Below are 15,736 nucleotides of genomic sequence, written 5' to 3'. Positions count from 1 at the left end.
GGTTTTTTTGTTTTGAACCAAAAAAATCTAAAATTAATTTTTCCCAGGTTGTATGAGCATTGCACTAGGATATTTCCTTCGAACATCCATAAGATTGCGCTCGGCATCGAGCTTTGTTTTAAATTGTCCAATGCGCACTCTGTAACTTGGGGAGATAAAATCTATCTTTGAATACCATTCTGGGTAATCTCCTTCCGCCTGTATTTTTGTGTCCTTGGCGTCATTGAGCGACCCAAAAAAGATCTGTATTCTATATGCTTCCGCTATGTCTGTGCTCGATTTGTAAATCTGGACTAGGGCATCAATTTTTGGATCTTGTTCTATCGTGATTGTGCCTTGTTGTGCAAAGCTAATTGTAGAAAAAAATAGCAATATTAGGGAGTTAAAAACAGTTTTCATTTTGTATCTAGCTTAGTATTAATGACTTTTGCAAAAGTAAATTTTTATCCTTCAAACAAGTAAAATTTTGTTCTATTTAGAATGGCTATAAATTGTGAATTATCAATCCATTAACATTTACAAAATAAAGTCTATGTCGTATTTTTGTACGCAATTTAAACGGCGATAAGTATAGCTTGTACAACAACGAGTAAATATCGTGCCAAGATTTCGATAGAAATATTTTTAATATGAAAAAGGTTCCATACCGTAATCAAATTTCTAAGTTTTTAGGTATCAGTTTAGTAGCGTTTCTACTGTTTTCAACATCTCTTTTTTCTCAAGAGCAGGCTGTTGTAGAGGATACGGAGGTTGCTGCAGAGGCTACTGCATCTGCGGGTGATCCAGAGAAGGGAAAACAACTGTTCAATCAGAATTGTGCTGCTTGTCACGCTTTGAATAGAAAAATGACTGGGCCAGCATTGGCTGGTGTCACTGGCCGGCATGATAGGGAGTGGTTGTATAGTTGGATCAAGAACAGTGCAGGGATGGTCAAGTCTGGTGATCCTGCTGCCTTAAAAATTTACAACGAGTACAATCAGGCGGCTATGACGGCCTTCCCAACATTGAGCAATGCGGATATTGACAATATTCTTGCATATACTGATGCGCCACCATCCACTCCAGTTGCTGCCGCGGCAACGGCTGTTGCGCTTCCAGGTCAAGCTGCTGCTTCTGGGATTTCCAATGAACTTATCTTAGGTGCTTTGGTGTTGGTATTTGGATTGTTGACAGTTATGCTTGTATTGGTGAACCAGACCTTGAGACGCATAGCTGAGGCTAATGGTGTTGTGGCTGAAAAAGTCAAGGCAGAGAAAAGAACGCCGATCTGGAAAGCATTCGCAAAGAATCAATTTTTGGTACTAGTAACAGTAATCTTCCTTCTTTTAGGAAGTGCCTATTACGTGTATGGATATTTTATGCAGGTAGGTATCGATCAAGGGTATGCTCCAGTACAGCCTATTCATTATTCACATAGAATACATGCAGGTAATAATCAAATAGAATGTAAGTACTGTCATTCTTCTGCAAGGGTGTCTAAGCATTCAGGTATTCCTGCTTTGAATGTGTGTATGAACTGTCACAAATCTATTTATGAATACAAAGGAAACCCTGAAGGCCCAAGCGCTGAAGACTTAGCGAATGGATACACCAATGATTTTTATACAGGTGAAATAAAGAAGCTGTATAAAGCTGTTGGTTGGGACGAACAAAACCAGAAGTATACAGGGGAATCACAGCCAGTAGAATGGGTAAGGATTCACAATCTACCAGACTTTGCTTACTTTAACCACTCACAGCATGTTTCTGTAGCTGGAGTTGAATGTCAGACTTGTCATGGTCCTGTGGAGGAAATGGAGATAATGTACCAATATTCACCATTAACAATGGGATGGTGTATTAACTGTCACCGGGAGACCAACGTGAAAGTTGAGGGTAATGAGTACTACGATAAGATACATGAGGAACTTTCCAAAAAGTACGGTGTTGAGACACTTACTGCTGCTCAAATGGGTGGATTGGAATGTGGTAAATGTCACTATTAATATTAGGTTAACAAGAAGATAATTTTCAGATATATCATATGTCATCAAACAAAAAATATTGGAAAAGCGAGGCGGAGTTAAACCCTAACGATTCCATTGTTGAGACGCTAAGACAAAATGAATTTGTCCAAGATATCCCAGTAGATGAGTTTTTGGGTAATAAGGACAATTTGGCATCCACTTCAACAAACAGAAGGGACTTTCTAAAATACGTTGGTTTTAGTACTGCCGCAGCCTCTTTGGCGGCCTGTGAAGGACCAGTAATTAAGTCCATACCTTATGTGGTTCAACCAGAACGCATTATTCCAGGTGTGGCAAACTATTATGCTACAACCATAGCTAATGGTTTTGATTTTGCAAGTATCTTAATTAAGACCCGCGAGGGTAGGCCTATCAAGGTAGAGAATAATACAGATGCCAAAGTAAATGGAGGTGCAAATGCACGTGTTCAAGCTTCTGTATTATCATTATACGATAGCACAAGGCTGCAGGGTCCAATGTTTAATGGGGAGCCTATTGAGTGGAGTGTTCTTGATAATGCTGTAAAAGCTAAATTAGGTGCTTTGAAGAACTCTGGAAAGCAGATTTCTATCCTAACACAAACCTATGCGAGTCCTTCTACAACAAGATTGGTAGGGGATTTCAAAGAAGCGTTTGGCAATGTGAACCATGTAGTTTATGATGCTGTTTCTGAAGATGCTGCTTTAAATGCTTTCGCTGACAAGTATGGAGAAAGAGCTCTTGCTGATTATAATTTTGAAAAGGCAGGACTAATAGTATCCTTTGGTGCTGATTTCTTAGGAGATTGGCAGGGTGGAGGATATGATGGAGGATATTCTAAAGGACGTATTCCTAAGAGTGGAAAAATGTCCAGACATATACAATTTGAATCTAATATGTCATTGGCCGGTGCTAATGCTGATAAGCGTATCGCTTTAACGCCATCACAACAAAAAGTGGCTTTGGCTAAATTATACGGTCAGTTAAACGGAACCTCTGTTGGTGGAGAGCTACCTGAAAAGATGGCTAAAGCTGTGGAAGCTGCTGCTATGGAAATCCAAAAAGCTGGTTCTGACGCTGTAGTGGTAACAGGATTGGATGATGTCAATGCACAATCATTGATCTTGGCGATTAATGAAATGTTGCAGAGCAAGGCGTTTGATGCCAAAGCTCCTAAATACGTTAGGCAAGGAAATGTAGCGGCGGTTAATCAATTGATTGCCGATATGAATGCGGGTACGGTAGGTGCTTTGATCATTGACGGTGTAAACCCGATGTATTCATTGCCAAACAGTGCAAATTTTGCAGAGGGACTTAAGAAAGTCGATTTGTCAGTTGCCTTCGCCTTAAATAATACAGAGACCGCTGCTTCAGTGCAGTATGTAGGTGCCTCTTCCCATTATTTGGAAGCGTGGGGAGATACAGAAATGAAAAAAGGTCATTATAGCTTAATGCAGCCTACAATAAAAGAATTGTTTGATACGCGTCAGCTTCAAACTGCTCTTTTAAATTGGATGGATAGCGACAAGACGTATTATAAATATATCAGGGAAACTTGGGGGGCTGGAATTTTAGGTTCGGGAGAATGGAATAAGGCATTGCACGATGGTGTTTTTGCTTCTACAGCTGCTCCGGCAGTTGAAGGAGAAGCCGTTGCTTCTATGGTTGATGCCACTGAAAACTCATTTGTGTCATTGGCGTCAGCTGCTAATAGTTTGGCATCTGCAACATCTTCAGGGATGGAGTTGGCCCTGTATTCTAAAATTGGAATGGGGGATGGACAGCAAGCCAACAACCCTTGGTTGCAAGAGTTTCCAGATCCGATTTCTAGAGTTTCTTGGGATAATTATGTAACGGTATCCAAAGCCGATGCTGAAAAGCTAGGTCTGATCAATGAAAATGTAGCAGATGGGGGTTTAAATGGTAGTTATGCCAAATTAACCGTTAATGGTGTAAGTATAGATAAAGTTCCTGTGATCATCCAACCAGGTCAGGCCAATGGTTCAGTAGGTCTTTCTTTTGGATATGGAAGAAAAGCAGGAATGAAAGAGGAGATGCAGACTGGTGTTAATGCCTATGCATTGTATCAAGGTTTTACTGGAGAACAGGCAGTAAGCATTGAGAAATCTACCGAAATGCATGAATTTGCATGTGTTCAATTGCAAAAAACATTAATGGGTAGGGGGGATATCATCAAGGAAACCACTTTGGAGATATTCAATACTAAAGATTCTCATGAATGGAACGAAGTGCCAAAGGTATCTTTGGATCACCAAGAAGTAGATGCTACTTCGGTTGATCTATGGGATAGCTTTGATCGATCCATAGGACATCACTTCAATCTATCTATAGATTTAAATGCCTGTACAGGTTGTGGTGCTTGTGTGATAGCTTGTCATGCAGAAAACAACGTACCTGTTGTTGGGAAAGAAGAAGTGAGGAAATCAAGAGATATGCACTGGTTGCGTATAGATAGATACTACTCTTCTGAGGATACCTTTGCACAGGATGATCAGAAAAAAGATGATTTTTCCGGTTTATCAGGGGATAAAGGTTCTTTAAGTGGATTTGGTGAGTTGGAAGATCCAGCGACTAATCCGCAGGTAGCCTTCCAACCTGTAATGTGTCAGCATTGTAACCACGCTCCTTGTGAGACGGTTTGTCCAGTTGCTGCTACATCACATAGCCGTCAAGGTCAGAACCATATGGCGTATAACAGATGTGTAGGCACAAGGTATTGTGCTAACAACTGTCCTTATAAAGTACGTCGTTTTAACTGGTTCTTATACAATGATAACGACGAGTTCGATTACCATATGAATAATGATTTAGGTAAGATGGTAATTAACCCTGATGTGAATGTACGTTCCCGTGGGGTAATGGAAAAATGTTCTATGTGTATTCAAAAGACACAAAAGAGTATATTGGATGCCAAAAGAGATGGTCGCACGGTTAAAGACAGTGAATTCCAAACCGCTTGTTCCTCAGCTTGTAGCAATGGAGCTATGGTGTTTGGAGATATTAATGATACAGAAAGTGAGGTTGCTGAGTTGACAAAAAGTGACCGTATGTATCACTTGTTAGAGCACGTAGGTACAAAACCAAATGTGATCTATCACGTAAAAGTGAGAAATACAACCGAAGCATAATAAAAAATAAAGTAACTATATTATAAATTATGGCGTCGCATTACGAAGCACCTATACGAAAACCCCTAGTACTTGGAGACAAAGGTTACCATGATGTAACCGTTGATATTGCGGCTCCGGTAGAAGGGAAAGCCAACAAACAATGGTGGATTGTATTTTCCATTGCTCTAATGGCATTCCTTTGGGGAATCGGTTGTATTATTTATACTATTTCTACAGGTATTGGTACTTGGGGATTGAACAAAACTGTGGGCTGGGCCTGGGATATTACCAACTTTGTTTGGTGGGTAGGTATCGGTCACGCTGGTACATTGATCTCTGCGGTACTTTTATTGTTCAGACAAAAATGGAGAATGGCCATCAACCGTTCAGCGGAGGCCATGACAATCTTCTCTGTAATTCAGGCCGGATTGTTCCCAATCATCCACATGGGTAGACCATGGTTGGCGTATTGGGTATTGCCAATTCCAAATCAATTTGGATCCCTATGGGTAAATTTTAACTCCCCATTACTTTGGGATGTATTTGCGATATCAACCTACCTATCGGTTTCATTGGTGTTCTGGTGGACAGGTTTGTTGCCTGATTTTGCGATGATCCGTGATAGGGCCGTAAAGCCTTTCCAGAAAAAAATATACAGCTTATTGAGTTTTGGTTGGACGGGTCGTGCAAAGGACTGGCAACGTTTTGAGGAAGTTTCCTTGGTATTAGCTGGTTTGGCTACACCACTGGTACTTTCTGTACACACCATTGTATCTTTTGACTTTGCTACCTCGGTAATACCAGGATGGCACACCACCATTTTCCCACCATACTTTGTTGCTGGAGCGGTTTTCTCAGGATTCGCCATGGTGAATACCTTGTTGATTATTATGAGAAAGGTGAGTAATTTAGAAGCTTACATTACAATACAGCACATAGAATTAATGAACATAGTAATTATGATTACGGGTTCTATAGTAGGTTGTGCATATATTACAGAGTTGTTTATGGCTTGGTATTCCGGTGTGGAATATGAGCAATATGCCTTCTTGAACAGAGCTACTGGTCCTTATGCTTGGGCATACTGGGCAATGATGACGTGTAACGTGTTCTCGCCACAATTTATGTGGTCCAAAAAGTTAAGGACAAGTATTATGTTCTCTTTCTTTATTTCCATTGTGGTAAACATTGGAATGTGGTTTGAGCGTTTTGTAATTATTGTTACCTCATTGCACAGGGATTATCTTCCATCTTCATGGACTATGTTCTCTCCAACATTTGTGGATATAGGAATATTTATAGGGACAATTGGTTTCTTCTTTGTACTTTTCTTATTGTACGCCAGAACCTTCCCTGTAATTGCACAGGCAGAAGTTAAGTCTATCTTAAAATCTTCTGGAGAGAAATATAAAACCCTTAGAGATGCAGGAAAGCCGTTATATGAAATTAATAGGATTGCTGTCATAAAGGAAAATAGTGTAGAGAAAAAGTCGCTTCCGGAAGCGGATTCAAAAGAGAAAGTATCGGCCTTATTAACATCAATTGGACTTTTTGATAGTGCTGTTGATACTGCAGATGATCTGAAGCAGGTAAAAGGTATTGGCCCACAAATGGAATCAACCTTAAATCAGATAGGAGTATATACTTTTGCTCAGGTAAGTAGAATGACCCAAAAAGAATACGACTTGTTGGACTCAATAACTGGATCATTTCCAGGAAGAGCACAAAGGGATGATTGGGCAGGACAGGCTAAGATTTTAAATAACAAGAAGTAATTATGTCATCTAAAGTTATACATGCATTTTATAATGACGACGACGTGTTGATGCACGCGGTCAAAAAAGTAAAGGCGGCCAAATATCACATAGAAGAGGTGTATTGTCCTTTTCCTGTACATGGTTTGGACAAAGCCATGGGCTTAGCTCCAACAAGACTTGCCATTATGTCCTTTATGTATGGATGTATTGGTTTGGCAGTATCTATTGTAATGATGAATTATATGATGATTCAAGATTGGCCTCAGGATATTGGAGGTAAGCCAAGTTTTAGTTATTTGGAAAACATGCCTGCTTTTGTTCCAATTATGTTTGAACTTACTGTTTTTTTCGCAGCTCACTTAATGGTAATTACTTTTTATATGAGAAGTAAATTGTGGCCCTTTAAAGCAGCTGAAAATCCAGATGTAAGAACAACAGATGATCATTTCTTGATGGAGATAGAGATTCATGATAATGAAGATGAATTAAAAGAATTATTGCTGAGCACAGGGGCAGTAGAAATTAATATTACAGAAAAGTAGTCATAATATTATGAGCAGTTTTAGCAAAATAGTAATTGTTATAGGATTGGTTTTATCAGTGGTATCTTGTTCTGATAAGAATAGCCGAAACTATCAGTACATGCCAAACATGTATATGCCTGTTGGTTATGAGACCTATCAAAAAGTAGATTTTCTACCACGTCAAATGGAAGCTCAGTTACCGGCGGACAATACCATTCCTAGAGGTTGGTTGCCGTATGAATTTGAGAATGGACCTGAAGGTAAAGAGTTGGCTAAGTTGCAGGCAAGCCCTTTAGATTCTTTACAAACGGAAGATAACATGAAGGTGGGTATGGAGATGTATGATATTTACTGTGCTATTTGCCATGGCGAAAAGGGTAACGGCAAAGGAATTTTGGTAGAGCGTGAGAAAATATTGGGTGTTCCAAGCTATGACGATGCAGCAAGAAACATTAGTATAGGAGGAACGTATCATACCATATATTATGGGTTAAATTCCATGGGTTCTTATGCAGGTCAACTTAACTTTAAGGAGCGTTGGCAGGTATCAGAGTACGTTATGAAACTGAAACAAGACTTAACAAAATAATACATAGATTTAGAAGTATGTACACTTTTTCAAATAGACTAAAAATTGCTTCAATTATTTTAATGGTTGTAGGCGCACTAGGTGTTGGAGCTGGATTTTATTCAATGCCGTCCAATGTTGAAGAAGCAAAAGCTATGGTTGCCAGCCACGGTGATGAGGGCGAAGGTGCTCATGGAGAAGAAGCAATGCGTGCTTCTGAGGGTGAGCATGGTGCTGCTGCAGTTGATGGAACCCATGACTCCTCACATGACGAGCATTTGTTGCACCAATTAAAAAACAGACCTTGGTCAGCGCTTTATGTGGCTGCTTTTTTCTTTATGATGTTGGCCTTAGGTACCTTGGCATTCTATGCAATACAGCGTGCAGCGCAGGCAGGTTGGTCGCCATTATTATTTAGAGTAATGGAAGGAATTACGGCATACATTGTTCCTGGAGGAATTATCGTATTTGTAATTTTAGTGCTATCCACTATGCAACTCAACCATCTATTTGTTTGGATGGATCCGGAAGTAGTGGCAGAGGATAAGTTGTTACAGGGAAAAGCTGGTTACTTGGATCCAACCTTTTTCTTGATTAGGGCAGCTATCTACTTGGCCATTTGGATTGGATATCGAGAATATTCAAGAAAATTGTCACTACGTCAAGATGAATCCAGTGATAACAGTAACTTTATAAAGAATTTTAGGGCTTCCGCTGCCTTTTTGGTATTGTTTTTGATCTCGGAATCCATGATGTCTTGGGATTGGATTATGAGTGTTGACCCACATTGGTTCAGTACGCTATTTGGGTGGTATGTGTTTGCAAGTATGATCGTATCTGCTATCACGGTGATTGCCATGGTTACTATCTATTTAAAGTCTAGAGGTTACTTACCAGAAGTAAACAACAGTCATCTCCATGATTTGGCTAAGTTCATGTTCGGTTTCAGTATATTTTGGACATACCTTTGGTTTTCACAGTTTATGTTGATATGGTACTCAAATATACCAGAGGAAGTAACTTATTTTGTAACGCGAATTGCTGATTACAAAATGATATTTTTCGGAATGGTAGCCATGAACTTTTTATTCCCTGTTCTTCTTTTGATGAACAGTGATTTCAAAAGAATGAATTGGTTTATTGTAATGGCAGGTGTCGTTATACTATGCGGACATTACATTGACATATTTAATATGATAATGCCATCTACAGTCGGAGATCAATGGTATATCGGGATCCCTGAAATTGGAGCAGTATTATTATTTGCTGGATTGTTTATATTTTGGATTTTCAGGGCAATGACAAAAGCTCCGATGCTACCAAAGCGCAATCCGTTTATAGAAGAAAGTAAGAATTTTCATTATTAGAATTAGTTTTAAAGAATAATATTATATTATACAATGACTGCATTATTAACAATAGCTGTTTTAGTATTAGTGGCAATTGCCATTTGGCAAATGACCAAAATATTCGAATTATCCCAAATCAAGGTAGATAATTCACAAATAGCAAACGATAAGGATAACAAATATAATGGTTACCTCATGTTTGCGTTTTTGATATTCCTTTACGGAATTACCATTTTTAGTTTCTGGAAATATAGCAAGGTATTGCTTCCTGAAGCTGCATCTGAACATGGATCGGAATATGATAGTTTAATGGTAACATCATTCGTCATTATTTTCATCGTCCAAACGTTAACACAAGCTTTATTACATTACTTCTCTTATAAATACAGAGGGGAAAAAGGCAAAAAGGCCTTGTTTTATGCCGATAACGATCGTTTGGAGTTCATTTGGACCATTATCCCTGTAATAGTTCTTGCGGGATTGATACTATGGGGTCTTTATACATGGACCAATATAATGGATATCAATGACGAGGATGATCCTTTGATTGTAGAGTTATACGCACAGCAATTTAATTGGACAGCGAGATACGGAGGTGAGGATAATGTTCTTGGTGAGGCTAACGTTAGGATGATTGATATTGATAGAGCTAATGTTATGGGATTGGATGAAGCCGACCCAAATGCTGTAGATGATATTATCGTAAAGGAATTACATTTACCAGTAGGAAGAAAGGTAAACTTTAAAATGAGATCTCAGGATGTATTGCATTCTGCATATATGCCTCATTTTAGAGCACAAATGAACTGCGTACCAGGTATGATTACGCAATTCTCTTATACACCTACCATTACAACAGAAGAAATGCGTCTAAACCCAGACGTGATAGATAAGGTGAAAAGGGTAAACGGTATCAGGGCTGAAAGAGCAGCTCAGGGTTTGCCTGATTCGGATCCTTGGGAGTTTGATTATATATTGCTATGTAATAAGATATGTGGAAAATCACATTACAATATGCAAATGAAGATTATTGTAGAATCTGAAGAAGATTACAACAAATGGATGGCTGAACAGCGGACATTTGCGGCTACAATAGCTTCAATTCAGGAATAAGGCTATAAAAAGAAAATTAATATAAATAAGAATTGGATTATGTCTGCAACAGCACACGCACACGCACATGTAGAGGGTCACGCAGATGATCATGGGCATCATCATAAAGAAACCTTTATAACTAAATACGTATTTAGTCAAGACCATAAAATGATTGCAAAGCAGTATTTGATTACTGGTTTGATCATGGGTTTTATTGGAATTGCAATGTCCTTATTGTTTAGGATGCAATTAGCTTGGCCAGGTCAATCTTTTCCAATCTTCGAGGCACTATTAGGTAAATGGGCTCCTGGAGGTGTAATGGATGCCGACGTTTATTTGGCATTGGTCACCATTCATGGTACCATCATGGTATTCTTCGTTTTAACGGCGGGACTAAGTGGTACGTTTAGTAACTTATTAATTCCGTTGCAGATTGGTGCAAGGGATATGGCTTCGGGATTGTTGAACATGATTTCGTATTGGTTGTTCTTCGTTTCTTCCGTGATCATGATTTCTTCCTTGTTTTTGGAATCAGGACCAGCAGCTGCGGGATGGACGGTTTATCCACCTTTGTCTGCCTTGCCGATGGCTCAATCAGGATCTGGATTGGGAATGACGATGTGGTTGACCTCTATGGCGATATTCATAGCTTCCTCTTTACTTGGTTCTTTGAACTATATAGTTACCGTTATTAACTTGCGTACTAAGGGGATGTCCATGACAAGATTGCCATTGACTATTTGGGCGTTCTTTGTAACTGCTATTATAGGTGTCATATCATTCCCAGTATTATTTGCAGCTGCTTTGTTGCTGATTATGGATAGAAGTTTTGGAACTTCATTCTTCCTATCGGATATATTTATCCAAGGAGAAGTGTTGCATTACCAAGGTGGATCCCCTGTACTTTATGAACATTTGTTCTGGTTCTTGGGTCACCCTGAGGTTTATATTGTTCTTTTACCTGCATTGGGTATAACTTCTGAAGTGATGTCTACCAATGCGCGTAAGCCTATCTTTGGATATAGGGCGATGGTGGCTTCTATTTTGGCCATTGCATTCTTGTCCACCATCGTTTGGGGTCACCATATGTTTATTTCTGGGATGAACCCATTCCTTGGATCTGTATTTACTTTTACCACGTTATTGATCGCCATACCGTCAGCGGTAAAGGCTTTTAACTATATCACTACCTTATGGAAGGGAAACCTTCAGTTGAATCCTGCCATGCTTTTCTCAATAGGTTTGGTGTCTACTTTTATTAGTGGAGGTTTAACAGGAATCATTCTTGGGGATAGTACATTGGATATTAATGTTCATGATACTTATTTTGTGGTAGCTCACTTTCATTTGGTGATGGGTATATCTGCACTTTATGGATTATTTGCAGGTGTTTACCATTGGTTCCCAAAGATGTTTGGAAAAATGATGAATAAGAACTTAGGGTATATACACTTCTGGATCACGGCAATTTGTGCCTACGGTGTATTCTTCCCTATGCACTTTGTTGGGATGGCTGGTGTTCCAAGACGTTATTATCAAAATACGGCTTTCCCAATGTTTGACGATCTTACTGATGTTCAAATACTGATTACTACATTTGCTCTTATTGCGGGTGCAGCACAGATCGTATTCTTATATAACTTTATTCACAGTATATTCTACGGTAAGAAGGCGGAGCAAAACCCATGGAAATCTAATACGATGGAATGGACTACTCCTGTAGAGCATATTCACGGTAACTGGCCTGGTAAGATTCCGGAAGTACACCGTTGGCCTTATGATTATAGTAAGACCTATGAAAATGGAGAGTACATACTACCTGGACAGGATTTCGTGCCACAAACCACGCCTTTACAGGAAAACGAAGAAGAAATGAACCACTAAGGTTTTAAGATATATAAAAAGCCCCCAACTATTTTTAGTTGGGGGCTTTTTATTATCCACAGGTTATAAATAGGGATTACACTTTTTTATAATATCTTTAATAATAGTAATTATATAAATCCTTCAGGGCATAAATCAAAATAATGAAGAAACTAGTTATACTTCTGTTGCTATTGAGTCATGTAGGGCTTGTAGCACAGAGAAAGCCCAAAATAAAGGGCAATAGGTCCGTTACCGAGGTAAAGGAAGAGCTGTCAGGATTTAATGCCATTGAGCTAAAAGATGATTTGGAAATTGAATTGGTCAAAGCTCCTATAGAAGGCTATAAAGTTGTAGCAGACGATAATCTTTTGGACGTTCTGAAGTTTAAAGTGGAAGACAGTACCCTTTATATTTCTTCCTTTTATAAGATACAATCTAGAAAGAAATTGGAGATTACGGTATATTATACGGATTTGGTAAAGCTTATTCAGCGAGATGGCAAGATGATGTCTAAGGAGTCTATAGCCTCTGATATCTTAACTATTGAGGTGTTAGGTTCTGCTAGAATGGAAGTAAATGCAAGTGCAGGATTGGTGCGTTTAAGAATGGAGGAGAATAGTTCAGGGGACTTTAATTTCTCAACAGATTCCCTAAATGTGATGATGAAAGACAAGGCAGATGCTAGGATATATGCAGTTGGTCAGGCTAGTTATATCGAATTAAATTCGAATGCTTCTTTGGGTTTGGAGGGTGCCGTAGATAACCTTCAATTGGAATCGCGAGACAAAACAGACGTTAAGGCAGAAAGGTATGAAGCAAGAATCATTAAGGCTACATTGGAAAATGCTACCAATGCATATTTAAGGGCTCTAGAGGAGTTGGAATTAACTACTAATGGTTTCTCTAAGGCTTATATTTATGCCAATCCCAAAATTACCATAATGGAGTTTTTGGATACCTCTGAGTTGATCAAAAGAAAGGATTAATGGTTTAAATTAACGACGCTTGCACTAAAGAAGTAGTAGCATTTTCCATTATCTTTGTTGGTGTATGAATGAGAACCTAGATCCAACAGCTGATAATCTTTCCAACGAAGAATTTGATATTGAAAGGGCATTGAGACCTATTTCCTTTGACGATTTTACAGGTCAGGAACAGGTTCTTGAAAACCTAAAAATTTTCGTTCAAGCCGCTAATTTAAGAGGTGAGGCTTTAGACCATACCTTGTTTCATGGTCCCCCAGGATTGGGTAAGACTACATTAGCCCACATCTTGGCTAATGAGTTAGGGGTTGGAATAAAAATGACATCTGGTCCTGTTCTAGACAAACCTGGAGATTTGGCCGGATTGTTGACTAATTTGGACGAAAGGGATGTCCTATTTATAGATGAGATTCACAGGTTAAGTCCTATCGTAGAGGAGTATTTGTATTCCGCCATGGAAGATTACAAAATAGACATTATGATAGAATCTGGGCCCAATGCCAGATCGGTCCAAATCAATTTAAATCCTTTTACTCTAATAGGTGCCACCACCCGGTCAGGTTTATTGACAGCGCCCATGCGTGCCCGTTTTGGAATTCAAAGTAGGTTGCAATACTATTCTACTGAATTGCTTTCTACCATTGTAGAACGCAGTGCTGAAATTTTAAAGACACCAATCACTCAGGATGCTGCTATAGAAATAGCGGGAAGAAGCAGGGGAACTCCTAGAATTTGTAATGCCCTTTTAAGAAGAGTACGAGATTTTGCACAAATTAAGGGTAATGGAAAGATTGATATGGAAATCTCACGCTTTGGACTAAAGGCATTACATGTAGATGCCCATGGCTTGGATGAAATGGACAATAAGATATTGACCACTATAATAGATAAATTTAAAGGGGGTCCTGTGGGGATCAGCACTTTGGCAACTGCAGTTTCTGAAAGTGCGGAAACTATAGAAGAGGTATATGAGCCCTTTTTAATTCAACAAGGCTTTATTATGCGCACGCCCAGAGGTAGAGAGGTCACAGAATTGGCATATAAACATTTGGGGAGAATTAAGGGGAACGTCCAAGGAGGATTGTTCTAGTTACTATTCAACTTATTCATTTAAAAATAGTTGTATAGGTAATCCCATAATCAAAAGAACAATTTGAAGTTAGTATCCAGGTTTCAAGTCTTAAAGAATGCACGGAGGATTTTAAAAAATCCCTTGCCCTTTCATCATGAAAATTTTGAAGCCCATGGGGATTCTTTTAAGGTGCAATTAACCACCAAAGAAACCGTGATTTTTACCAGAAGTCCAGGACTTATAAGACATATTCTACAAAAGTCACATAGAAAATTTGAAAAATCACCCCTTCAAACGGTGGATTTGGCCAAATATATAGGGCACGGTATCCTCACGTCCAATGGAGAGCATTGGCGGACCCATAGGAGAATGGTGCAGCCTGCATTTCATAAGAAAAAGTTGCATAATTTAATGGGGGTCATAAGGGAGGCCATACGCTTTGAGCTTCAGCGAATAAAACCAAATATAGAACAGGACATTTTTCCCTTAATGGGAGACCTCGCCTTTCAAGTGGTTGCAAAATCCCTCTTTAGTAGTGCCGACATCAGGGAGAGAATGTCCAAATTACAGCATATTACAGAAGTGAATCAAAAAATGCTCATCAAAGAGATGAGGCAGCCGTATTTGCGTTGGTGGTATGGATTAAATGGCAAAATAGACAAGCACTTGGCATTGGCCAAGGACGGGCAAAACTTACTTCTAGAAATTATAGAGGAAAGAAGAACTTCGGGACAGGAAAAAGACGACCTTTTGGATATGCTTCTTAAGGCGCGGTATGAGGATGGTTCACCGATGTCCGATAAACAATTGATAGATGAGGTATTGATTCTTTTTACTGCAGGGCATGAGACCACAGCAAATGTATTGAGCTTTACCTTATTTCTATTGGCAAAGAACCCAGAAATCCAGGAACAGGTATTTCAACAAGTATCTGAAGTGAATTTTGAGGATTCTACTATAGACCTTATGCAGGGGGTCATGCAACTCCAATTGGTTAAACAGTGCTTGGAAGAAGCCCTAAGATTGTATCCGCCTGCCTATGTAATAGATAGGATAGCAATAGAAAATGATTCTTTTGAAGGCATTTCCCTTCCAAAGGATACTTTGATTTTGATGTCTGTTTATGAACTGCATAGATATGCAGAATTTTGGGAGAAACCATCAGAATTTATACCCAGTCGTTTCAATGATACACATAAAAAGGATAACAGTGATTATTACTATCCTTTTGGGGCAGGTCCCAGAATGTGTGTGGGTAATAATTTTGCGATGTTCGAAATGATCCTTGCGGTTGCGGAAATCGTAAGAACCTATAAAATCAAAACCTCATTGGAGAAGGTGGAAATCAATCCTTTGATATCTTTGAAACCAAAGTCTGTGCCCTTATTGTTTGAAGAACGATAATT

At 39.1% G+C, this 15,736-nt stretch carries 12 protein-coding genes; 11 read left to right on the top strand and 1 reads right to left on the bottom strand.

The annotated features are described in order from the left end of the window. Positions 1-33: 33 nt before the first annotated feature. The gene (locus ABXZ36_RS00210; protein WP_354613436.1) at positions 34-399 is read right to left on the bottom strand and encodes an SPOR domain-containing protein; all 366 of its coding nucleotides are present in this window, start codon (positions 397-399) and stop codon (positions 34-36) included. 230 nt (positions 400-629) lie between these two features. Here ABXZ36_RS00210 and ABXZ36_RS00205 point away from each other — a divergent pair, with 230 nt between their 5' ends. The 11 genes from ABXZ36_RS00205 (at position 630) to ABXZ36_RS00155 (ending at position 15,734) form a co-directional block, all read left to right on the top strand. Beyond that, the gene (locus tag ABXZ36_RS00205; RefSeq protein ID WP_354613435.1) at positions 630-1,985 is read left to right on the top strand and encodes a c-type cytochrome; all 1,356 of its coding nucleotides are present in this window, start codon (positions 630-632) and stop codon (positions 1,983-1,985) included. 38 nt (positions 1,986-2,023) lie between these two features. Further along, positions 2,024-5,134 carry a TAT-variant-translocated molybdopterin oxidoreductase gene (locus ABXZ36_RS00200; RefSeq protein ID WP_354613434.1) on the top strand — a complete coding sequence of 1,037 codons (3,111 nt, stop codon included), beginning with the start codon at positions 2,024-2,026 and terminating at the stop codon, positions 5,132-5,134. Between the two features lie 29 nt (positions 5,135-5,163). Then, the gene (locus ABXZ36_RS00195; RefSeq protein WP_354613433.1) at positions 5,164-6,891 is read left to right on the top strand and encodes a helix-hairpin-helix domain-containing protein; all 1,728 of its coding nucleotides are present in this window, start codon (positions 5,164-5,166) and stop codon (positions 6,889-6,891) included. 2 nt (positions 6,892-6,893) lie between these two features. Then, complete coding sequence (locus ABXZ36_RS00190; RefSeq protein WP_354613432.1) at positions 6,894-7,415, top strand: DUF3341 domain-containing protein; 522 nt, start codon at positions 6,894-6,896, stop codon at positions 7,413-7,415. A 10-nt stretch (positions 7,416-7,425) separates the two neighbouring features. Further along, a complete protein-coding gene (locus ABXZ36_RS00185) occupies positions 7,426-7,986 on the top strand; it encodes a c-type cytochrome (RefSeq protein WP_354613431.1) in 561 nt (186 codons plus the stop codon). Between the two features lie 17 nt (positions 7,987-8,003). Beyond that, on the top strand, positions 8,004-9,332 hold the full coding sequence (locus ABXZ36_RS00180; RefSeq protein WP_354613430.1) for a quinol:cytochrome C oxidoreductase: 1,329 nt from the start codon (positions 8,004-8,006) through the stop codon (positions 9,330-9,332). Between the two features lie 33 nt (positions 9,333-9,365). Next, positions 9,366-10,427 carry a cytochrome c oxidase subunit II gene (locus ABXZ36_RS00175; RefSeq protein ID WP_354613429.1) on the top strand — a complete coding sequence of 354 codons (1,062 nt, stop codon included), beginning with the start codon at positions 9,366-9,368 and terminating at the stop codon, positions 10,425-10,427. A 39-nt stretch (positions 10,428-10,466) separates the two neighbouring features. After that, positions 10,467-12,293 carry a cytochrome c oxidase subunit I gene (locus tag ABXZ36_RS00170; protein WP_354613428.1) on the top strand — a complete coding sequence of 609 codons (1,827 nt, stop codon included), beginning with the start codon at positions 10,467-10,469 and terminating at the stop codon, positions 12,291-12,293. Between the two features lie 143 nt (positions 12,294-12,436). Continuing rightward, positions 12,437-13,261, top strand: coding sequence for a GIN domain-containing protein (locus ABXZ36_RS00165; RefSeq protein ID WP_354613427.1), 825 nt, complete (start codon positions 12,437-12,439; stop codon positions 13,259-13,261). A gap of 64 nt (positions 13,262-13,325) precedes the next feature. Then, positions 13,326-14,348, top strand: coding sequence for a Holliday junction branch migration DNA helicase RuvB (ruvB, locus tag ABXZ36_RS00160; protein ID WP_354613426.1), 1,023 nt, complete (start codon positions 13,326-13,328; stop codon positions 14,346-14,348). 63 nt (positions 14,349-14,411) lie between these two features. Beyond that, positions 14,412-15,734, top strand: a complete 1,323-nt coding sequence (locus tag ABXZ36_RS00155; protein ID WP_354613425.1) for a cytochrome P450 — start codon at positions 14,412-14,414, stop codon at positions 15,732-15,734. The last annotated feature ends 2 nt before the right edge of the window (positions 15,735-15,736 follow it).

This window comes from Sediminicola arcticus, assembly GCF_040566695.1.
GTDB lineage: Bacteria > Bacteroidota > Bacteroidia > Flavobacteriales > Flavobacteriaceae > Sediminicola > Sediminicola arcticus.
The sequence above is the reverse complement of the archived record's forward strand: the minus strand, read 5'-3'. Positions and strand labels throughout refer to the sequence as shown.